The organism is Pseudoalteromonas sp. Angola-30, assembly GCF_028599215.1.
Classification (GTDB): Bacteria; Pseudomonadota; Gammaproteobacteria; order Enterobacterales; family Alteromonadaceae; genus Pseudoalteromonas; species Pseudoalteromonas atlantica.
Genome location: NZ_JAQREI010000028.1, coordinates 1 through 20765, shown reverse-complemented (window position 1 = coordinate 20765; position 20765 = coordinate 1). Strand labels below are relative to the sequence as shown.

General features: G+C 41.2%; 23 protein-coding genes and 1 rRNA gene. 20 read left to right on the top strand and 4 right to left on the bottom strand.

What is annotated here, in order from left to right; genetic code table 11:
• The first annotated feature begins 11 nt into the window (after positions 1 to 11).
• The 12 genes from gspD to PSH54_RS20110 all read left to right on the top strand — a co-directional run bounded on the left by gspD (position 12) and on the right by PSH54_RS20110 (position 11044).
• On the top strand, positions 12 to 2081 hold the full coding sequence (gspD, locus tag PSH54_RS20165; protein ID WP_024032557.1) for a type II secretion system secretin GspD: 2070 nt from the start codon (positions 12 to 14) through the stop codon (positions 2079 to 2081).
• Entirely contained in the window at positions 2074 to 3642 is a 1569-nt protein-coding gene (gene gspE, locus PSH54_RS20160) for a type II secretion system ATPase GspE (protein ID WP_064387296.1), read from the top strand. The genes gspD and gspE overlap by 8 nt, the downstream gene beginning before the upstream one ends.
• Positions 3643 to 3644: 2 nt before the next feature.
• Positions 3645 to 4880, top strand: coding sequence for a type II secretion system inner membrane protein GspF (gene gspF, locus PSH54_RS20155; RefSeq protein ID WP_004588448.1), 1236 nt, complete (start codon positions 3645 to 3647; stop codon positions 4878 to 4880).
• Positions 4881 to 4959: 79 nt separating this feature from the next.
• The gene (gene gspG / locus PSH54_RS20150) at positions 4960 to 5382 is read left to right on the top strand and encodes a type II secretion system major pseudopilin GspG (RefSeq protein ID WP_004588447.1); all 423 of its coding nucleotides are present in this window, start codon (positions 4960 to 4962) and stop codon (positions 5380 to 5382) included.
• 50 nt (positions 5383 to 5432) lie between these two features.
• Entirely contained in the window at positions 5433 to 6017 is a 585-nt protein-coding gene (gene gspH, locus PSH54_RS20145) for a type II secretion system minor pseudopilin GspH (protein ID WP_004588446.1), read from the top strand.
• A 2-nt stretch (positions 6018 to 6019) separates the two neighbouring features.
• On the top strand, positions 6020 to 6391 hold the full coding sequence (gene gspI, locus PSH54_RS20140) for a type II secretion system minor pseudopilin GspI (RefSeq protein WP_024032554.1): 372 nt from the start codon (positions 6020 to 6022) through the stop codon (positions 6389 to 6391).
• 3 nt (positions 6392 to 6394) lie between these two features.
• Positions 6395 to 7015, top strand: a complete 621-nt coding sequence (gspJ, locus tag PSH54_RS20135; RefSeq protein WP_004588444.1) for a type II secretion system minor pseudopilin GspJ — start codon at positions 6395 to 6397, stop codon at positions 7013 to 7015.
• Entirely contained in the window at positions 7015 to 8001 is a 987-nt protein-coding gene (gene gspK, locus PSH54_RS20130; RefSeq protein WP_273606968.1) for a type II secretion system minor pseudopilin GspK, read from the top strand. The genes gspJ and gspK overlap by 1 nt, the downstream gene beginning before the upstream one ends.
• Entirely contained in the window at positions 7998 to 9206 is a 1209-nt protein-coding gene (gene gspL / locus PSH54_RS20125) for a type II secretion system protein GspL (protein ID WP_273606967.1), read from the top strand. The genes gspK and gspL overlap by 4 nt, the downstream gene beginning before the upstream one ends.
• The gene (gene gspM, locus PSH54_RS20120; RefSeq protein WP_024032550.1) at positions 9203 to 9676 is read left to right on the top strand and encodes a type II secretion system protein GspM; all 474 of its coding nucleotides are present in this window, start codon (positions 9203 to 9205) and stop codon (positions 9674 to 9676) included. The genes gspL and gspM overlap by 4 nt, the downstream gene beginning before the upstream one ends.
• A 3-nt stretch (positions 9677 to 9679) precedes the next feature.
• Positions 9680 to 10438 carry a type II secretion system protein N gene (locus PSH54_RS20115; protein ID WP_064387295.1) on the top strand — a complete coding sequence of 253 codons (759 nt, stop codon included), beginning with the start codon at positions 9680 to 9682 and terminating at the stop codon, positions 10436 to 10438.
• 18 nt (positions 10439 to 10456) lie between these two features.
• Positions 10457 to 11044: a UPF0149 family protein gene (locus PSH54_RS20110; RefSeq protein WP_054983933.1), complete on the top strand. Its 588-nt coding sequence runs from the start codon at positions 10457 to 10459 to the stop codon at positions 11042 to 11044.
• Between the two features lie 32 nt (positions 11045 to 11076).
• Here the strand turns inward: PSH54_RS20110 and PSH54_RS20105 are convergent, their stop codons facing one another.
• On the bottom strand, positions 11077 to 11283 hold the full coding sequence (locus tag PSH54_RS20105) for a hypothetical protein (protein ID WP_004588438.1): 207 nt from the start codon (positions 11281 to 11283) through the stop codon (positions 11077 to 11079).
• On the bottom strand, positions 11283 to 11642 hold the full coding sequence (locus PSH54_RS20100; RefSeq protein WP_256846726.1) for a hypothetical protein: 360 nt from the start codon (positions 11640 to 11642) through the stop codon (positions 11283 to 11285). Before PSH54_RS20100 ends, PSH54_RS20105 begins: the two co-directional genes overlap by 1 nt.
• 288 nt (positions 11643 to 11930) lie before the next feature.
• On the opposite strand from PSH54_RS20100, the gene ccoG reads away from it, so the two are divergent.
• From ccoG to PSH54_RS20075, 5 genes are read left to right on the top strand one after another with little or no spacing between them, the layout of a single operon-like run.
• On the top strand, positions 11931 to 13361 hold the full coding sequence (ccoG, locus tag PSH54_RS20095) for a cytochrome c oxidase accessory protein CcoG (protein ID WP_273606966.1): 1431 nt from the start codon (positions 11931 to 11933) through the stop codon (positions 13359 to 13361).
• 47 nt (positions 13362 to 13408) lie between these two features.
• Positions 13409 to 14383, top strand: coding sequence for a serine/threonine protein kinase (locus PSH54_RS20090; RefSeq protein WP_248463366.1), 975 nt, complete (start codon positions 13409 to 13411; stop codon positions 14381 to 14383).
• A 30-nt stretch (positions 14384 to 14413) separates the two neighbouring features.
• Positions 14414 to 15037 (top strand): thiol:disulfide interchange protein DsbA/DsbL, encoded by a 624-nt coding sequence (locus tag PSH54_RS20085; RefSeq protein ID WP_024032543.1) that lies wholly within the window; start codon positions 14414 to 14416, stop codon positions 15035 to 15037.
• Positions 15038 to 15055: 18 nt separating this feature from the next.
• Positions 15056 to 15694 (top strand): thiol:disulfide interchange protein DsbA/DsbL, encoded by a 639-nt coding sequence (locus tag PSH54_RS20080; RefSeq protein WP_004588433.1) that lies wholly within the window; start codon positions 15056 to 15058, stop codon positions 15692 to 15694.
• Positions 15695 to 15752: 58 nt separating this feature from the next.
• Positions 15753 to 16205, top strand: coding sequence for a DUF523 domain-containing protein (locus PSH54_RS20075; RefSeq protein ID WP_055255782.1), 453 nt, complete (start codon positions 15753 to 15755; stop codon positions 16203 to 16205).
• Positions 16206 to 16215: 10 nt separating this feature from the next.
• On the opposite strand, the gene trmA is transcribed toward PSH54_RS20075, so the two are convergent.
• Positions 16216 to 17313: a tRNA (uridine(54)-C5)-methyltransferase TrmA gene (gene trmA, locus PSH54_RS20070; protein ID WP_064387293.1), complete on the bottom strand. Its 1098-nt coding sequence runs from the start codon at positions 17311 to 17313 to the stop codon at positions 16216 to 16218.
• Between the two features lie 165 nt (positions 17314 to 17478).
• Between trmA and PSH54_RS20065 the strand changes: the two genes are divergently transcribed.
• Both PSH54_RS20065 and murI read left to right on the top strand, forming a co-directional pair.
• Positions 17479 to 18618 carry a DUF5610 domain-containing protein gene (locus PSH54_RS20065; RefSeq protein ID WP_029773305.1) on the top strand — a complete coding sequence of 380 codons (1140 nt, stop codon included), beginning with the start codon at positions 17479 to 17481 and terminating at the stop codon, positions 18616 to 18618.
• 65 nt (positions 18619 to 18683) lie between these two features.
• Positions 18684 to 19481 carry a glutamate racemase gene (murI, locus tag PSH54_RS20060; RefSeq protein WP_121638082.1) on the top strand — a complete coding sequence of 266 codons (798 nt, stop codon included), beginning with the start codon at positions 18684 to 18686 and terminating at the stop codon, positions 19479 to 19481.
• Here the strand turns inward: murI and PSH54_RS20055 are convergent.
• Positions 19444 to 19923, bottom strand: coding sequence for an RNA recognition motif domain-containing protein (locus PSH54_RS20055; protein WP_096042403.1), 480 nt, complete (start codon positions 19921 to 19923; stop codon positions 19444 to 19446). The two genes, murI and PSH54_RS20055, sit on opposite strands and share 38 nt — an antisense overlap.
• Before the next feature lie 638 nt (positions 19924 to 20561).
• Between PSH54_RS20055 and PSH54_RS20050 the strand changes: the two genes are divergently transcribed.
• A 16S ribosomal RNA gene (locus PSH54_RS20050) occupies positions 20562 to 20765 on the top strand; the annotation flags it as partial.

Genomic DNA, 20765 nt, shown 5'->3' with positions numbered 1-20765 from the left:
GTTTTAACATAATGGTTCAGGTGCTACACCTCAAAAAAATTAAAAAAGGGTTAGCTAAGTACGCAGCGCTTTTTTTAGCAGCCAGTATTTCGTTGTCGGTTTCAGCTGTTGAATATGCTGCAAACTTTAAAGGCACAGATATCAACGAGTTTATAAACATTGTTGGTAAAAACCTTAATAAAACAGTGATCATTGACCCAAATGTGCGCGGTAAAGTAAACGTACGCAGTTATGAGTTAATGGATGAAGCGCTGTACTACCAATTTTTCTTAAATGTACTCGAAGTGTATGGCTACTCAGCAGTAGAAATGGACAACGGTATTATCAAGATTGAAAAAAGCTCTGACGCTAAAAAATCAAATGTGCCGCTAATTACAGAAAACAGCGCTGCATCGGGCGATATGATGATCACTCGTGTGGTACGCGTTAAAAATGTAAGTGTTCAAGAGCTTGGTCCATTAGTACGTCAATTTAGCGACCAAAAAGACGGTGGCCATGTAGCAAACTTTAATGCTGCCAATGTCATGATGCTTACTGGCCATGCAGCGTCGGTTAATCGCTTAGTAGAAATTATTCGCTCGGTGGATCAAGCCGGTGATAAGCGTGTAGATATTGTTAAGCTTAAATATGCAACAGCAGATGATGTAGTATCGGTTGTTGAAAATATTTACAAAGACAGCGGTAAAGGCAGCGTTCCTGAATTTTTGATCCCTAAGGTGGTTGCCGATGGCCGTACTAATAGCGTAATAGTAAGCGGTGAAGGGCAAGCCCGTACCCGTGCTATAGAACTAATTAAGCGCCTAGATGGCGAACTTGAAAGCCAGGGTAATACCAAAGTATTTTACTTAAACTACGCCAAAGCAGAGGATTTAGTAAAAGTACTGCAAGGCGTAAGTAAAACGCTTGCAGAAGATGGCCAAGGCACAAGTAAAACTCGCACAAACAATAAAAACGATGCCAGTATTGAAGCCCACCCTGACTCAAACTCATTAGTTATTACGGCACAGCCCGATACCATGCGCTCATTAGAGACCGTGATTGATAGGCTCGATATTCGCCGTGCGCAAGTACTTGTAGAAGCGATTATTGTTGAAGTAATGGAATCAGATGGCGTTAACTTAGGTACGCAATGGATTTCGGAAGATGGCGGTATGTTGCAGTTTAATAATGGCTCAACTGTGCCTGTAGGCTCATTAGCGGTTGCAGGTATTCAAGCGCAAGACACCACAACCACACAAACAATAATAGGCACAGAATCAGGTAACGTAACCAGCTACGATGAAACAACTGAGGGTGATTATTCGGCACTTGCCTCGCTACTAAGTGGTGTTAATGGCTTAGCGTTTGGTTTAGTTAAAAACGACTGGGGTGCAATTATTCAGGCCGTTTCAACTGACACTAACTCAAACATACTGGCTACACCTTCTATTACCACCATGGATAACGAAGAAGCGTCGATGATAGTGGGTCAAGAAGTGCCCATTATTACTGGTTCGCAAACAGGCAGTAATAACGATAATCCATTTCAAACTATTGAACGCCAAGAAGTGGGTGTAAAACTAAAAGTAACCCCACAAATTAACGATGGCTCAGCAGTACAATTATTAATTGAACAAGAAGTATCGAGTGTAAGTGGTGCAACCGCTGTCGATATTTCTGTTAATAAGCGCGCCATTACCACAACCGTTATGGCTGATGATGGCGGTATGGTTGTGTTAGGCGGCCTAATTGATGAAGACGTGCAAGAAAGTGTATCTAAGGTACCAATTTTAGGTGATATTCCAATTTTAGGTCACTTATTCAAGTCAACAAATACGACCAAACGTAAGCGTAATCTTATTGTATTTATTCGCCCAACGATTATTCGCGATGGCGTTAATATGAATAAGTTAAGCTTTAATAAGTATAACTTTATCCGTGGCGAGCAAATGAAAGAGAAAGAAGATGGTATAGAGCTTATGCCAAATTCAGATGTTCCTTTACTTCCATCTTGGGATGATGAGCTTATTCTGCCACCAACTTATGAAGAGCACTTAAAAGCATTGAGCTCTAAAGAACGTGCAGAGCGTGAAGATGACTAGCGCAATAGAACAAATAAACGAAGACGTGGTTCATCGTAGTGATGAAACACGCTCTGAGGAGTTACTTACAAGTAACGATTTAGTTGAATTACCTCCAAAACGTTTACCTTTTTCGTATGCGCGCAGAGCGGGTGTACTGCTTAGTAAAAATAATGAACAGCAAATTGTGTATTACCGCGGCGAGCTAGATGTTGAAGTATTGCTAGAAGTACGTCGCATTGCAGGTAAAGGCTTTACCCTAGAGCAGTTAGCTGACGATAAATTTGAGTTACTATTAGAGGCTGCGTATCAGCGCGACAGCTCTGAAACACAACAAATGATGGAAGATATTGGTAATGAGGTCGATTTATTCTCCCTTGCCGATGAGCTCCCACAAACCGAAGATTTATTAGCCGGCGATGATGATGCGCCTATCATCAAACTAATCAACGCCATGTTAAGCGAAGCAATTAAAGAAGGTGCATCCGATATACATATCGAAACCTTTGAGCAAGAGCTTGTGATTCGCTTTAGGGTTGATGGCGTATTAAAAGAAGTGCTTAAACCTAATCGTAAGCTTGCCTCGTTATTAGTATCGCGTATTAAGGTAATGGCGAAACTAGATATAGCAGAAAAACGTATTCCGCAAGATGGTCGTATTAGCCTGCGTATTGCAGGGCGTGCAGTAGATGTACGTGTATCTACCATGCCATCTAGCTTTGGTGAGCGTGTAGTACTGCGTTTACTTGATAAAAACAATGCCCGCTTAAACCTTGAAGATTTAGGCATGACGCCGCAAAATCGAGAGTTGTTTGCTGATTTAATTAGTAAACCACACGGTATTATTTTGGTTACTGGCCCAACGGGTTCTGGTAAAAGTACCACCTTGTACGCCGGTATGAGCCAAATAAATTCTCGCGATCGTAATATTTTAACGGTAGAAGACCCAATAGAGTACGAAATTCCGGGGATTGGCCAAACGCAAGTAAACACCAAAGTAGATATGACCTTTGCCCGCGGGCTTCGTGCAATATTACGTCAAGATCCCGATGTGGTAATGGTCGGTGAAATACGTGACCTTGAAACCGCGCAAATTGGCGTGCAAGCATCGCTTACAGGTCATTTAGTTATGTCTACGCTACATACCAATACCGCCTCGGGCGCAATTACCCGTATGGAAGACATGGGTGTAGAGCCATTCTTACTGTCATCGTCATTGTTAGGCGTGCTGTCGCAGCGCTTAGTACGTACTTTGTGTAATAGCTGTAAAGAAGGTCACACTGCTGATGAGCGTGAGTGTGAGCTGCTAGGTGTACCGTTTGATAGCGCACCTACAATTTACCGCGCAGTAGGCTGTGAAGAGTGTAACTTTAATGGTTACCGCGGGCGTACTGGTATTCATGAATTACTCGTGGTTGATGAAGAAATACGCGAAATGATCCACAGCGGTAAAGGCGAGCAAAGTGTTGAAAAATACATTCGCCAAAAAAGCCCAAGCATACGCCAAGATGGCTGTAGCCGCGTATTGGCAGGCAAAACAACCCTTGAAGAAATTCTACGCGTTACCCGTGAGGAAGCCTAACCATGGCGGCGTTTGAATACCGTGCCCTTGATGGCCGAGGGAAAGAACAAAAAGGCATTTTAGAAGCCGATACAGCTAAGCAAATTCGCCAAGCGCTGCGCGAAAAAAAACTTACGCCGCTTGAAGTTGTCCCTGCAGCAGAAGGGGAAAAACAAGTTAGTGGCGCAAAAACGCCGTTATTAAGTCGTTTTTTTAAACCCAGCGTATCAACCTCCGATTTAGCCCTTATTACGCGCCAGCTTGCGACGCTCATTCAATCGGCATTGCCAGTTGAAGGGGCTGTCATGGCGGTGGCAGAGCAATGTGAAAAGCCTCGCTTAAAACGTATGCTTATGTCGGTACGTTCAAAGGTGGTAGAGGGTTACACACTGGCCGATGGCATGAGTGAATTCCCACATGTATTTGACGATTTATACCGAGCAATGGTAGCCGCAGGTGAAAAATCAGGGCACCTTGACCAAGTATTAAATCGCCTTGCCGATTACACCGAGCAGCGCCAACACATGCGCAGCCAAATTACTCAAGCCATGGTTTATCCTACCATTTTGGTTATTTTTGCTATTGGTATTGTTTCGGTTTTACTCGGTACCGTTGTGCCTAAAATTTTAAAAACCTTCGAAAAAACTAAGCAAGTACTGCCTTGGACGACCGAATGGGTTATGGCAGGCAGCCACTTTGTACAAAATTATTGGTTTATAAGTTTGTTAGTCATTACTGCGCTGGCAGTAGGCATTAAACATGCACTTAAACAACCTAAAATTCGCTTTTGGTGGGACGACCGCGTACTGCACATGCCTGGTTTTGGTAAAGTAGCGCGGGGTATTAATACCGCGCGTTTTGCGCGTACACTCAGTATTTTATCGTCAAGCTCAGTACCGCTACTTGAAGGTATGCGCATATCGGGTGGCGTATTAGCGAATAAAAAAATGAAAAAATCGGTGGCAGATGCTGCCGATAGAGTCAGTGAAGGTGCAAGCCTAAGAGCGGCTTTACAGCAAACTAAGTTGTTTCCGCCGATGATGCTGCACATGATTGCCAGCGGTGAAAAATCAGGTGAGCTAGAACAAATGTTAGAGCGCGCGGCTAATAACCAAGACCGTGAGTTTGAAAGCATGGTAAACGTATCATTAAAATTATTAGAGCCAGCAATGATTGCCTCAATGGCGGTGATTGTTTTGTTTATAGTAATGGCTATTTTACAGCCAATAATGGCAATGAATAAAGCGGTAGGACTTTAAGCTTTAAGGGGTTAGCTAAGTTACTATTTACTTAGATGACGCCAAATTAAATTATGTTTTTGGAAAATGAGGTATTTACGTGAATAAACAATCAGGTTTTTCTTTACTCGAAGTAATGGTGGTATTGGTTATTATCGGGATGATTATGTCAATTGTGGCGCCTAATATTATGGGCCAACAAGAAGAAGCTGCTATCGATAAAGCACATCTAGATATTCAACAGCTTGAAGATGCAATGAGCTTATACAAGCTTAAAAATAAAAGCTACCCAAGCACAGAGCAAGGCTTAGAAGCATTGGTCAATAAAACCAGCATTGAGCCAATTCCTAAGCGTTTCCCTGATGGTGGTTTTGTAAATGAATTACCAGAAGATCCATGGGGCAACCCGTACCAGCTAATTAGCCCAGGTGAAATTGGCAAGTTTGATATTTTTTCGATGGGACCTGATGGCGAAGCCGGTACCGATGATGATATTGGCAACTGGAACGAAGACGAGCAATAAATGCGACTTAACCAAGCAGTATGGTTAAATACGATTGCACGAGGCTTACTATGCAAGTAAGCCTTAATCGTATGCGCGCCCACCACCGTGGGTTTAGCTTAATAGAAATTTTAGTGGTGCTTACTATTATCGCATTTGCGACCAAAATGGTGGTATACAGCTTAGAAGGCGGTGCCGAAGATGAGCTTGATACACAAGCGCTTAGGCTGCATACCACCATTAACATGGCCTCTGAATTTGCTATTTTAAATCAAATAGAACTTGGCTTAATGGTTGAGGAAAACACCCTTGAGTTTTTAGTATTTGATGGCGAAAAATGGATTACCTTTGACCGCGAAGACCTTTACAAGCCCATTGAGCTGGATGAACGGTTAAAGCTCACGCTCAATTTAGAAGATTTAGCCTGGTCACAAGAGAACTTACTTGAGCAAGCAAATTGGCGTGAACTAATGAGCGGCGGCGATGACGATAGCTTATTAGAGCTTGAAAAACTAAAAATACCGCAAGTCCTTATTTTATCATCTGGCGAGGTCAGCGCCTTTCAGCTTATTGTTGAATTAAAAGAGCAAAGCGAGCCTGTGTATTACATTGAAGGGGAATTTACAGCCCCTGTTAATTTGCGAAAAGAGCCATAATAATGAGGCTAAATAAAGGCTTTACCTTACTCGAAGTGCTTGTGGCGTTAAGTATTTGTGCTATGGCTGGGATTGCAGCTATGCAAGCAACCGGCGAGCATATAAATCATTTAACAACACTTGAAGAGCAAACGTATGCATCGTGGGTGGCAGAAAATGTGCTTGTGGTGCAGCGTAGTAAAGGTAAAGACTGGCAGGCTAAAAATGGCGCGCGCGGCAGCGAAGTAATGGCGGGCGTTGAGTGGTTTTGGAAGCAAGAAATAGCAAAAACTGCAGACAAAAGCTTTGTAAAAGTGACCATAAATGTTTTTAGCGACGAAAAATACGAGCAATCGGTGTACGAGCTTTCAACTTATTTAAATAAAGGCAGCTAATAAGTGAAGCAGCGCGGATTTACATTAATCGAAGTATTAGTTGCTATGGCTATTTTAGCGGTGGTGATTATGGCTACTCACCAAATTTTAGACTCAACCACCAAAGCAAAAGAAGCGTCTGATGAAAAAATAGCGGAGCTTAACGGCCTACAAACCGCATTTAGGTTAATGGACCAAGACTTTAGCCAAATGACTCAGCGCACTGTACGTAACGAAGCCGGTGATGCGCAAGAGCAATACTTACTAGCAGGGCGTTATATATTAGAAAGCCAATACGATGGTATTGCGTTTGTACGCGATGGCTGGGTTAACCCAATCAACTTGCTGCCTCGTTCTGAGTTACAAGCCGTAGGGTATAGAGTGCTTGATGACAATTTAGAGCGTGTATACAGAGTGTATGTAGATCAGCTTGATAATATGGAGCCGCGGGTACAAGTTGTTTTAAAAGGTATTGAAGAGCTTAAATTTGAATTTTTAGATGCCAACAACGAGTGGCAAGAGCAATGGCAAATAAAAGCCTTACCTAAAGCGGTTGCGGTTACTTTACAACAAATTGAGGCAGAGCCTATTCGTCGTGTTTTTTTAGTACCCGGGCAGGGCAAAAACAGCGGGGAGAGTAATTAATGAATAAGCGCGAATCACGCGGTGCCGCATTAGTTATTGTGCTTTTTATTGTTGCACTGGCCGCGATATTAGCCGTAGAAATGAGTGCTAATTTAATGGTGCAGGTTCAAAAAAGCACTAACCTGCAAGGTCACCAACAAGCAAAGTGGTATGCCTACGGCGGTGAAGAGCTGGCAATAAAGGCACTAAAGTTAAGTAAAGACGATGATCCTGACAAAACCTCGTTAGATCAGGTTTGGGCCACGCAAGGCGACACCCAATACCCTGTAGATAACGGTACTCTAAGCGGTAAAATTACTGACTTACAGGCGTGTTTAAATTTAAATGCATTAGGGGAAGCACCAGACCCAAACTCTACCAGCAAAACCAACCCTGCTCATAAAGCACTCTTTGCATTATTAGAAAACATTGAAGATTTACCTGCCGAGGAAAGCGAAGAAGCAATGGCAGACAGTGTATTTGACTGGCTTGATGAAAACAGCATTACCTATCGTTCAGGCGCTGAAGAAGACGAGTATTTATCGCGTGATTACCCTTATATGAGCGCAAATAGTTTATTTGCATCACCTTCTGAGTTGCGTTTGGTAAAAGGTTTTAATCCGCTAGTAATGGAAAAGGTATTACCTTTTGTGTGTGTTATTCCGTGGTCTCCCTTATTATCGATTAACGTCAATACGTTACTTCCCGAACAGGCACTTATTTTAAGTGCCATGATTGACGAATTATCGTTATCGGGCGCAGAGGCCGTTATAGCGGCTCGCCCTGAAACCGGATTTGATAGCGTGGATGAATTTTTTTCCGAGGTACAGCAGCAAGGCGGTACAAATTTAGATTCGGTTAAAGAACTATTTAGTATTAACAGCGAATATTTTAAATTACAAACGCAGGCGACATTTGTCGATTTGCGTTTTTCGATGACCACATTACTTCATGCCAAAAATGGCGAAGTAACGATACTGGCGCGAAAATTTGGAGGCGTACAGTGACAGAAATACTGCTGATCCGCACGGGTCAAACAGAGCAAGATAAATTAAATTGGTTAATTTATTCACCACAAGAACAAGAAATAATTGCCAGTGGGGAATTAACCGATGCAAGCCGTTTAAGTGAGCTAAGTGAAAAAGCGCAAACCCGCGAGGTAGTGGTATTACTGCCTAGCGATCAGGTGCAGCTTAAAACAGTGGCGTTGCCGACTAAGTGGAATCGTAAGTTAGAGCAAGCGTTGCCATACATGCTTGAAGAAGATATTGCGTGCGATATAGACGAGCTATTTGTCGCAATTGGCGAGCCCACTATGATTAATGAGCAGCATGCAATTAAAGTTGCCTTAACTGACCGCGAGTGGTTTGAGACCTGGCTTGCTTTATTTTCAGAGCATAACTTGGCGGTATACACCATTTTACCTGATGCCCTGCTACTGCCTACAGCCGACGATGATACATTAACCGCCATAGAGCTTAATAATCAGTGGTTATTTAAAAGAGGCGATTGGCATATTAGTGCCGTTGAAAATAGCTGGCTAAGGGATTACTTAAGTGCACTTGGCGAACCGAGTGTAAAGCACTATAGCCCAGCTAATCAGTTTCCTGAATGTATTAACCTAATTTCGCAAGCAAGCGACTACGATTTACCATTGGCTTTATTTGCTAAACAACTTACCAGCGTTAAATTTAATTTACGCCAAGGTATGTACCAGCTTAAAAAGAAAAGTGCACTGTGGTGGGGTTATTGGAAAGGCGCAGCCATTATTACCGGTGTTGCTTTATTTGCTACCATTGCTATAAAGCTTGTTGAACTAAATCAACTTAACTCGCGTGTTGAGCTTGCTAAAGCCCAGGTAGTGGATAGATACCAAAAAGCATTCCCCGGAACTAAAGTACGTCCTAACTTAATTAAAAGCCAAATCAGGGGCGCGCTTAAAACCATTAATGGCGAAAGTGAAGCTGGATTTTTAGATTTGACCAGCCAATTGGTTGGCGTTTTTTCGCAAGTAAGCGAATTTACGCCAGAAACCCTACGTTACGATAAACGCCGTAATGAGCTGCGAATACGCGCACGCGCAAAAGACTTTCAAACGTTTGGTAAAGTAAAAAGTATACTTGAGCAACAAGGGTTAACGGTTGAACAAGGGTCGTTAAATAACGATGGCGATTTTGTCGTAGGCGAAATTAAACTGCGAGGTGCAGTATGAAAAAGCAAATAATGCAATACTGGCGCTCTTTAAAAGAGCAAGAGCAGCAATTGATTATGGTTGCTGGTGGTATATTTGTTGTTTTTGTTTTAGTAATGGGAATTTTTAGACCTTTAAATAACGCCATAGATAAAGCTAAAAAGTCGTACGTCACTCAGCAAGAGCTGCTCGTATGGGTTGATGAAAGCATAGTAAAGTTAAAAGCGGCGGGTAACACGCAGGCAATTAGCAATCAAAATATTAGCCAAGTGGTTAATTCAACGCGTAGTCGTTACCGTATTACTATTAGTAAAATGCAGCCTAACGATAACTCGTTACGTTTAACGCTTGATTCGGTAGAGTTTAATCAATTAATAGAATGGTTAGACGAACTGGTTAATCAGCATGGCTTAAGAGTAGAGAACCTTGATTTAAGCAAAGATGATAAATCAGGGTTTGTACGTGTAAGCCGCTTAGTACTAGAGAAGTAATTAATGAAAAAAATAATAATATTATCAGTGGTATTTTTTATTAGTTTTATTGTGTTTTGCATAATGAAATTACCAGCGGCCATTGCGTTAGACCTAGCTAAGCCGTACTTACCAAAACAGCTTGAAATAGGGCAAACCGTAGGGAGTGTATGGCAAGGTCAGATGATGCAAGTGCGCTATCAAGACGAGCAGCTAAATAATGTACGCTGGGATATTGCTGGCTGGCAGTTATTTACGGGTAATTTAAATGCTAACTTAAAATTTGGTAATCCGCGTGAGCGTAGCGATATTTCGGGCTATGCTGATGTGAATTACGGATTATTTAACAATGTGGTTAAAGTTACCGATGGTATAATTCGCTCGACCGTAGAGCGTGCCATGCAACGTATTGCACTACCTATACCAGCTACGGCTAAAGGTCGAGTCATTTTAGAGCTTAACGAGTACACCTCAGGTGTGCCTTATTGTGAGTCATTAAAAGGCGAGATTGCCAGCCCAAATATAGATGTTAAAGGCTTTAATGGCTGGTTTAATATAGGCCCACTGAGTGGCATGTTAAGCTGTAAGTCGGGCGATATAGCTATTTTGGTCGACCCAGATAACACGTTAGGCCTTGAAGCCGACGCAACACTTAAAGCTAACTTTGACTTTAAAGTAGCAGGCTATGTTAAACCTGATGCTAGCTTACCAAAAGATGTACACGACGCGGTTAAGTTTTTAGGCCGCCCCGATGCACAGGGCCGCTACCCACTAAATTTTTAATGTAATAAAAGAGATTTAATGCAATTACCACAGTTTAACGAACAACACGCACAGCAATTAAGTGCATTTTTAAGTACTCAACCTCAGGCTATGTCCTTAACACAAAGCCAAGGCTATCTATTTGGGGTTATTTGTTCGCCAAGCCCATTAGAAGTTCACCAGTGGTTAGCGCATATTGTGCCTAATACGGCTAACGATTTAGACGAAGAAATACTGTTTTTATTTATGGCGTTATACCATCAAATTAGTGAGCAAGTATTTGAAACCGGTTACAAGTTACCCGCCAATTTTGACCTAGACTATACCCAAGCGTGGAGTGAAGGTTTTTTACGTGCTACTCAAGAATACGCACAACCTCTATTAACAGCTCCCGCTTTAGAGCCTCAGTACAAAGAAGCACTAGAGAGTGCGCTAAGTACGCTTAGCTTTTTTGCTGTTGATGAGCAAACAAGAGTGCAAATTGCGCAGCAAAATAGTATGACACTCGAAGCTTTATATCAGTATCAGTACGAATCAATGGGCGACTTTGCATTAGGCTTTGCCGAGCTTATTGAGGTGGTAGCCATAAACAGTGGGCTGATTACAGATGAAGGGTGGGAAGAGTAGCCTTTAGGTGTATTAAACGGCGCTTAGGATAATTAAGCGCCAAGTTCTAAAATAATATCAGTGCAGCCTTTTTTACACTTAACAACGCCTTTACCCGGCTCGCTGGTGGCTAAATCGAGTGTTAACACCTCGCCGCACTGCTCACAATGCAAGGTTTTTCCTTGCGATAGCTTTTTAAGTATTGTGCGCTGTTTATGAAAAGAGTCACTCGCTTTTTTGTTTAACTGCGAAAAATCCACTACTTAGCTCTCTTTTGTTCTAATGCATCCGATACAATTTTACACACTGTATTTAAACGCTCTTCGTAAAAATATAAATTTAGGTCGCGCTCGCGGCAATAACGTAAATGAAATAACTGCACTGAATCATCAGTGGTAAAGGTTTTTTCAATATATTCGTGCTCAGACTCAGAGAGCTTTAACGTACTGCTAATACGGTTTTTAGCCATATTGGCTGCTGGGCTACGGTTTATTTTGCTCGCATCACTTAAAAAACCCACACCTTCACCTAGTAGCTTTTCGCGGGGCTCTTTAACTAATGGGTGATCAATAGTAAAAAACGCAAGGATCAGAATGACCAATATAATAAACTTTTTCATGAATGCGTAAACCTTGATCTTAATGGGGTAAATTTAGCAAGCAGTGTAATAAACTGCATTTTAAAAGCAAGTAACTGAGATGAATAAATTATTAGCAATCTATACCTGTAATTTTAGCCAGTATTGTTATAATAGCCAACAGCAGTTAGATATTTCTGAAATATCTGAAAGTATTCAAACAGCTGATTATTTAAACTAATCACACTTACCATTAACGAACTACAGTTACAGTATAGAATACGCACACATTGCTACGTTTTTATTTCCAAGCGGCGTTGAGGAACTTCGATGGACAAGCAAATTAAAGTAAAGAATATACCTGCAGAGGTTAAAATCCAACAACCGGATTTAAGCCGTCAAGACGACAGGTTTAACCCACGTAACCGAATTTATGTTCGCGCAGTAAAAGGGCTTCATCAGTTACTTAGACAGCGTATAGGCTTTTTAGGCATGCTTGCCTTTATGCTTTTGCCTTGGATAAATTTTAATGGCCAGCAAGCTGTGTTATTTGATTTAGTTGGCCAAAAGTACAATATTTTTGGGCTAACGCTGTGGCCGCAAGATTTCACTATATTAGCCTTTATATTTATGTTGGCCGCGTTTGCACTCTTTTTGGTTACTACCTTTTATGGCCGAGTATGGTGTGGCTATACCTGCCCGCAAACTGTATGGACCTTTATATTTATTTGGTTTGAAGAAAAGTTTGAAGGCACAGCGAATCAGCGTAAAAAGCTAGATCAACGCCCGATGGACTTTGATAAGTTTTGGCGAAAAACAGCAAAGCACACCAGTTGGGTTTTATTTGCCTTATATACGGCGATTTCGTTTGTCGGATACTTTACGCCTATCCGTGAATTACTCCCTGACTTTGTTACCTTTAATGTAGGTGGTTACGCGCTGGTAAGTATTATTTTCTTTGCAGCGTGTACTTACGCTAATGCAGGGTGGATGCGTGAAATTATGTGTTTACACATTTGCCCCTATTCACGTTTTCAATCAGCTATGTTTGATAAAGACACTTACACCGTAACGTACGATGAAAAACGCGGCGAAAGCCGGGGCCCACGTTCGCGTAAAATTGCCCACGAAGATTTAGATATGGGCGATTGCATAGACTGTAACTTGTGTGTACAGGTGTGCCCTACAGGGATAGATATTCGTAATGGTTTGCAAGCCGAGTGTATAAACTGTGGCGCATGTATTGATGCCTGCGATGGTGTAATGGATAAAATGGATTACCCGCGGGGTCTTATTTCTTATACTACAGAGCGTAATCTCGAAACACCTGAAAATAAAACCAACCCACTGCGAGCTAAAATCATAGGTTACACGGTCATACTGGTGGTGCTTACCAGTGCGCTGGTGGCTAACATTGCATTTAGAAAGCCTATGGACTTTGACATAATACGAGACCGTAACCAACTGTATCGAGTTGACTTTAATGGCTTGGTAGAAAACACCTATACATTAAAAGTAATCAACAAGGCGCAGTACGAGCAAACCTTTAATATTGATGTTCAAGGCCTTGAAAACTTTAAGTACATTGGCAAGCAAACATTTACAGTGCAAGCAGGGCAATCGCATAATGTGCCACTGTCACTTGTGATGGACCCGTATGATTTAAAAGCGCCAATGACGGAGTTTAGCTTTGTACTTTCACCGGTTAATGACCCCGATGAAAGCATATCGCAACCGAGTAACTTTTTTAAAGCGCGATAAACACACTAACAAAAGCGGGGTAACCCGCTTTTTACATTAAGAAGCCCATGAGTAAATTTAGTTTTGAAGATTTAACGCCCGACTTAATTCTCGATGCGATAGAAAGCGTTGGTATATATGCAGAGTCAGGTTTATTAGCACTTAATAGCTACGAAAACAGAGTCTACCAATTTAAGGCGGAAGATGGCCTGCGCTACGTTGTTAAGTTTTACCGACCAGAGCGCTGGAGCAAAGCGCAAATACAAGAAGAGCACGACTTTGCATTTGAATTAGCTGAGGCCGAAGTACCCGTTGTTGCACCCATTAAACACAACGGAGAAAGCTTATTTGAGCACCAAGGTTATGTATTTGTGTTATTTCCAAGTGTAGGCGGGCGACAGTTTGAAGTTGATAACCTGGATCAGCTTGATGTAATGGGTCGTTTAATTGGCCGTATGCATCAGGTGGCTAAAAGCAAACCATTTGAGCACAGACCTACCTTTAGTTGCGAAGAATATTTGCATACAGCTAAAGTTCATCTGCAAAAAAGTAATTTGGTACCTATGGGGATCAGCACGGCTTTTTACACCATATTGGACTTGGTTATTGAACAAGCGCAAGCACAGTATAAAAATGTGCAAGGGATCCGCTTACATGGTGATTGCCACGCAGGTAACATTTTGTGGGCAGGCGAAGCACTTATGTTTGTTGATTTAGATGACGCTCGTCAGGGGCCGGCCATTCAAGATTTATGGATGATGCTCAGTGGCGATCGTCAAACACAGCTGTTACAGTTAGACACCCTTGTAAATGCGTATGAAGAGTTTTGTGATTTTGACCACACTCAACTCAAATTAATTGAACCGCTTCGTGCAATGCGTATTATTCACTATATGGGTTGGGTAGCTAAACGATGGAGTGATCCTGCGTTCGTACGGAACTTTTCATGGTTTGCTGAAGACAAATACTGGGAGCAACAAATTTTAGCGCTTAAAGAGCAGTTTGCAGCACTGCAAGAAGCTCCGCTGAAGTTATTGCCATAAAATTTTATTTAAAAAGTACACGAGATACCAATGCTTAAAAAATTGAAACTGAGCCTACTACTTTTATGTTTACCATTTGCAGCCCTTGCTGCACAGTTTGAAGCCGATAACCAGTATACTGTTATTGATGTAGAAAAAAGCGCAGAGCCGCAAGTAACCGAATTTTTCTCGTTTTACTGTCCGCATTGTTTTAAATTTGAGCCTGTTGCAAAGGCAATTGAAAAAAGCCTACCTGAGGGCACTGAATTTATAAAAAATCACGTTAACTTTTTAGGCGGTGTATCACCACAGGCGCAAAGCAACTTAAGCTACGCCTACTTAATCGGTAAAAAGCACGGTCAAGCACAAAGTATCAGCGACCAAATTTTTAAAAGTATTCATGTACAGCGCGCACCTTTAACGCAAATGAAAGACGTTAAAAAGTTGCTTGAAGTTAATGGTATCGATAGTGCAACGTTTGATCAAGACATTGCCAGCATGCCAATTATTTCAGCTGAGCGTGCAATGCAAGATAAACAAAACAAATATTCAAAACTAGGTGCGCTAACCGGTGTGCCTACCTTTATCGTAAACGATAAATATAAAATAAACATTAACACCATTAATAACCAGCAAGAACTGAATGAGTTAGTTGCTTTTTTACTAACACTTTAATCTCGGAGAACAATAACAATGATCAAATTAGTTAAAGCAGGTCTACTTGCATTACTACTACCTATGGCTGCGAGCAGTGTAGCCGCCACTTATGAAGAGGGCGTGCATTACGATGTAGTGGCAGAGCGTGCGACTAAAAAGCCAGAAGTAAAAGAGTTTTTCTCATTTTATTGCCCTGCTTGTAATAACATGGAAGCGTTAATTGGTGAGTTTAAGCCAAAGCTAGACAAAGACGTTAAATTTAAAAAGAGCCATGTTGATTTTGTCGGTGTTCGCGATCCAGAAAACCAACAAATGATGAGCCAAGCGCTGGCCACTGCGGAAGTACTTCCACAAAAAGATAAAATTGTTGCGGCTATTTTTAATCACATTCACACTAAGCGCGCTAAATTTAACGAGCTTGCAGATGTAAAAGATGTGTTTGTAGCGCAGGGTGTTGATGGTGATAAGTTTGATAAACTATACAAAAGCTTCTCGGTACGTACATTAAGCTCTAAAATGAAGCGTGACCAAAATTACTTTAAAGAAAAAGGCGCGCTACGTGGCGTACCAACCTTTATCGTAAATGGTAAATACAAATTAAATCTAGGCCGTGAGTCTGGTATTACCGCGCCAGAAGATATTAGTAAATTAATTAACTATTTAGCGAACAAGTAAGGTTTGCTAAAACAAAAAAGCTCCGTAAGGAGCTTTTTTTGTTTATAGGGATATAGCAATGGAAAAAATATTAATATCGAGTTGTTTATTTGGCTTACCTGTTCGATACGATGGTAAAAGCCAAGCATTATCGCACCCGCAAATTAATGTATGGCGTAAAGAAAATAGGTTAGTTATGTTTTGTCCTGAGGTGGCTGGTGGATTGCCAACACCTAGAGCATCAGCAGAGATAAAACAAGGGAGAGTCGTAACGAGCACTTATGAGGATGTAACTAAAGAATTTAAATCAGGTGCAGCTAAAGCCCTAGACTTATGTAATGAGCATGCAATTCGTTTTGCTTTACTTAAAGAGTCGAGCCCTTCGTGTGGTAGAAATACAATTTACGATGGTAGCCATAGTGGGGTAAAAGTACAGGGCATGGGTATGACTGCTAAGTTGCTGATGGAGCATCAAATTGAAGTGTTTAGTGAAAATCAAATACCAGCACTTATAAAGGTGCTGGCATTATAATATTAACTCACTATTTTCTTTGTAAGAAAACACCCGATTCTATGTGATGCGTATAAGGGAACTGATCAAATATCGCAAAGCGCTTAACATTATGAGTACGGGTTAAATGATCTAAATCGCGCTCAAGCGTTTCTGGGTTGCACGATATATAAATAATGTTCTCGTAGTTGGCTACTAAGTCACAGGTAAGGGTATCCATACCTGCGCGTGGAGGGTCGACTAAAATAGTTTGGCAATCGTAACTTTTTAAATCTATCCCCTCTAAACGCGAAAAGGTACGTTCGCCATTCATTGCCTGGGTAAACTCTTCACTCGACATACGAATTATATCTAAGTTATCTACCTTATTTTTAGCAATGTTGTATTGCGCTGAATGCACAGAAGACTTAGATATTTCAGTAGCCAATACGCGATTAAACGAACCCGCCAATGCAATAGAGAAATTACCATTACCACAGTAAAGTTCCAGCAGATCATTACTCAGTGGTTTACATAAGTCTTGTGCCCACTCCAGCATTTTTATATTCACTTTAGCATTAGGTTGCGTAAAGCTATTTTCTACTTGTTGATAAATAAGCTCCTGGCCGTTTACGGTTAAACGCTCAGTAACAAAATCATTGCCTAGTACTTCTTTTTGTTTGCGCGCACGACCGATAAAGTCAATGTTGTATTTGCTGCTCAGTTTTTCTTTCAGGGCTTTTATTTCAGTCAGCCACTGCTCATCGAGTGGTTTGTGATAAAGCAAGCTTACTAAAATCTCGCCACTTAATGACGATAAATAATCGATTTGAAACAGCTTACGACGTAATACTTCACACGACTTTAAATTATCAATCATCACCTGCATAACTTCACCAACTAATGGCGCGGCAGGGTCAAAGGTGTCGACGCGAATTTTTTCTTTCGTGGCCTGATCAAACATAATATGAAATAGATCATCCCCATCGTGCCATACTCTAAATTCAGCACGTTGGCGGTAGTTAATTGGCTCTGAGCTAAACACCTCTAACGCTTGCACACCAAATCGCTTAAATTGCGACGTAATACGCTGCTCTTTTTCATTTAGCTGCGTATCGTACTGTGTGGTATCTATTTTAATCACTGCCATTAATGCTACTACCTTATCTATGAGATCTATTTATCGGCGCTATTGTAGGGAGCGAGCAGTATTTGTCTAGTTTTGCTGATAATAAAGTTGCTGTTTTTTTAAACATGCACTTTAGTTTTGTCACTATTAGCCGATAATAAGCTAAGTACGTAACGGAGGTGGATCATGAAAATCGGTAATTATGGCTATACGCCAAACAACAACGTAAACAAATTCAATAATAAAGAGGCGCTACAGCAGCCAACAATCCAATCTCCGCAAGAAAGTTCATTACAGCGAGGCAGAGAACTTGCTGCAAAAGTGCTTGGCGACAAAATGGCAGAGCAACTAGGTTTACCTGTTGAGCAAAAACAAGCCGATAAACCTTTATTCGATTTTGATGAAATAGTAAAAAATGTACTCGACTTTGTATCTGGCGCAGTTAATAAAGCCAAAGCCAATGGTGCCGATGACGATAAATTAAAAAATATGTTAGATGATGCGCGCACAGGTGTTCAAACCGGTATAGACGAAGCAGTTGATGAGCTAAAAGGCACCGGTGTATTTAACGAAGAAATGCAAGAGGGAATCGACAAGTCAAAAGAAGGCATTTTTGAGGGACTTGATGAGTTTGAGCAAACCCTATTTAACCCACAAGCGGCCAGTGTTAGCGTAAGCCAAGCACAATATGTAAGTATGAGCAGCAATGCCGAGTATAAGTTTACAACGGCCGAAGGTGATGAGGTCAGTATTAGCTTTGCTGATGCATATGAGTCTCAAACAGCGAGCGGGTATCAACAAAGCAATAACAGCGAATCGTTTGCCAGCTCATCGTCGCAATCTCGAGAGCTGTCTTTTTCAATGTCAGTTAATGGTGATTTAAACGAACAAGAGCAAGATGCTATTAATGCCATGATGGAAGAACTACAAGGTGTAAGTAAAACATTCTTTAGTGGTGATTTGGATGAAGCATTTGAAAAAGCACAAGAGCTGAGCTTAGGCAGTGAGCAACTCGTTGCATTTTCAATGGATCTTCGCCAAACAAAAACAGTCGCTACCGTTAAAAGTTATGAGCAATATCAGCCAAACCCAACGAAAGAGGTAGCCGATGCGATCGCACCTTTTAATGACGATCTAAAAAATGCATTTGATAAAGCATCGCAACTAGGCTTACAAGATCAGCTTGCCGGTATTATAGAGTGGCTAAACCAAGATCAAGCAGCGGTCGATCAGCTAGTTGATTACACCCAAGCAATGTTTGAAAACCTAAACCAATTAAATTCAGCGGGCGATGCACTCGACGCGCTAAAGTCTGAGCAAAGCTAAACTACTTTCTTTTATAAATACCTCATGGCAAACTGCCGTTCTTAATAAACAGTAGGAACCAAAGTTTGTCAGCCCACATAATGGTATTTGATTCAGGTATAGGTGGCACCACCGTGCTTGAGCATATTCAAAAGCGTATTCCAGATGCACAGTACAGTTACTTTATGGATAATGCGTTACTCCCTTATGGCGCGCAAACCCAGCAAACTATTATAGGGCGTTTATGCTCACTCATTTATTTTATTGAGCAAAACGCGCTTAATGTCGACCTTATTGTTATAGCCTGCAATACAGCCTCTACATCAGCCTTGAGTGAAGTACGCAAAATTACATCAATACCTATTGTCGGCGTAGTGCCCGCAATAAAGCCTGCTGCTGAAGTAACTCGCACAAAGCACATTGGCTTATTGGCAACCCCCGCCACAGTTGCAAGCCCCTATACTCATACATTAATAAAAGAGCATGCCAGCAACGTAACAGTGAGTTTATATAGCAGTGTTGAGCTGGTGGCATTGGCAGAGCAGTTATTTTTCACTCAGCAGCTAGATACACTCAAACTGCATAAAGAGCTTACGCGTTTGCGCATTAACTCAGATATAGATGTACTTGTACTAGGTTGCACACATTTCCCAATTCTTAGCGATGCTATACAAGCGTACTTTAATAACGCAGTGCAATTACTCGATTCAGGCGCGGCCATTGCTAGCAGAGTAAACTACCTACTAGAGCAGCATAACTTTGGAAATAAATTTACAGACAAAAAAAAGCCGCTGCAATATTATGCAACGGCTGATGTTTTGAGTAATAAGCTAGCTATAAAGCACGTTACACTGATTGATCCGTCTCAGTGCGTAAAGAGCTAGAATCATCTTCTTGTTTTTGTTTTGCCTCACGTACTTTTAAAGTACGCTGTTGGAACTCACTATCGTTTAACTTAGCAATTGCATTGTCTGCATCTGCCTGTGCCATTTCAACAAAACCAAAGCCACGACGTTTGCCAGTATTTTTATCCTTTAATAGGCGCACGTTGAAAACTTTACCTTGTTCTTCAAACAAAGCGCGAACAACACCTTCATTTGCACGATAAGGAAGATTACCAACATAAAGTGTTTTTGTTTTAACTTCAGCTTCTTCACCACCTTCCGATGACATTGCAGCAATAGCAATCCCACCAATTAATAAACCAGCACCAAATAGCAATGCTGGGCTTAAAGCTAAGCTGCCTAAAGCAAACTCAACAATAACAAAACCAACTACAGCAAGAATAACAGAGAAGATAAAAGATTTTTGATCGGGTAATTTCATTTTAGATCTACCAATAAACAGGAAATAAACATTAATTTAACATTGTGAACTTGCTATCTTAACGTCTTAAACGAACATAGCAATGAAATTTATATTAAATAATAAAAATCAGTATAAAAAAGCATCATCTTAGCCAGTGATTTAGCTAGTTTTACACTGTTTTGCTCTATTTTTGTTCGAACAGTAAAAAGATCTAAAAAAAGGGTTGATCTGTTTTCGGATCTCCCTATAATGCGACCCCACTGAGACGGGGAACGCCAACGCATAGCGAGGCACAAGCTGCTCACAGAGTTAAGTAAAACTTCAGTTTTAAATCTTCTAAAAAGAAAGTTTAAAATTAAGTGTTGACTCGAAAAATAAAGGATGTATTATACGCATCCCTAGCGACAACGTCGCAACGTTCTTTAACAATATAAAGCAATCATCTGTGTGGGCACTCGTACAGATTGAGTTCTAACAGCCAAGCTACTTAGGTAGTGAGGCAAACAAATTTAGAGTCTCAATTGAAACTGAGTGACCAACAGCAATAACTTACTTAGGTTTTACTTAAGAAAAGAATTGCAGCACAGTCAATTCAATATCGAAAGATATTAAATAAATTCAGAATTCATTGAGCTGTCGAAAGACACAAAACTTTTTAATTGAAGAGTTTGATCATGGCTCAGATTGAACGCTGGCGGCAGGCCTAACACATGCAAGTCGAGCGGTAACAGAAAGTAGCTTGCTACTTTGCTGACGAGCGGCGGACGGGTGAGTAATGCTTGGGAACATGCCTTGAGGTGGGGGACAACAGTTGGAAACGACTGCTAATACCGCATAATGTCTACGGACCAAAGGGGGCT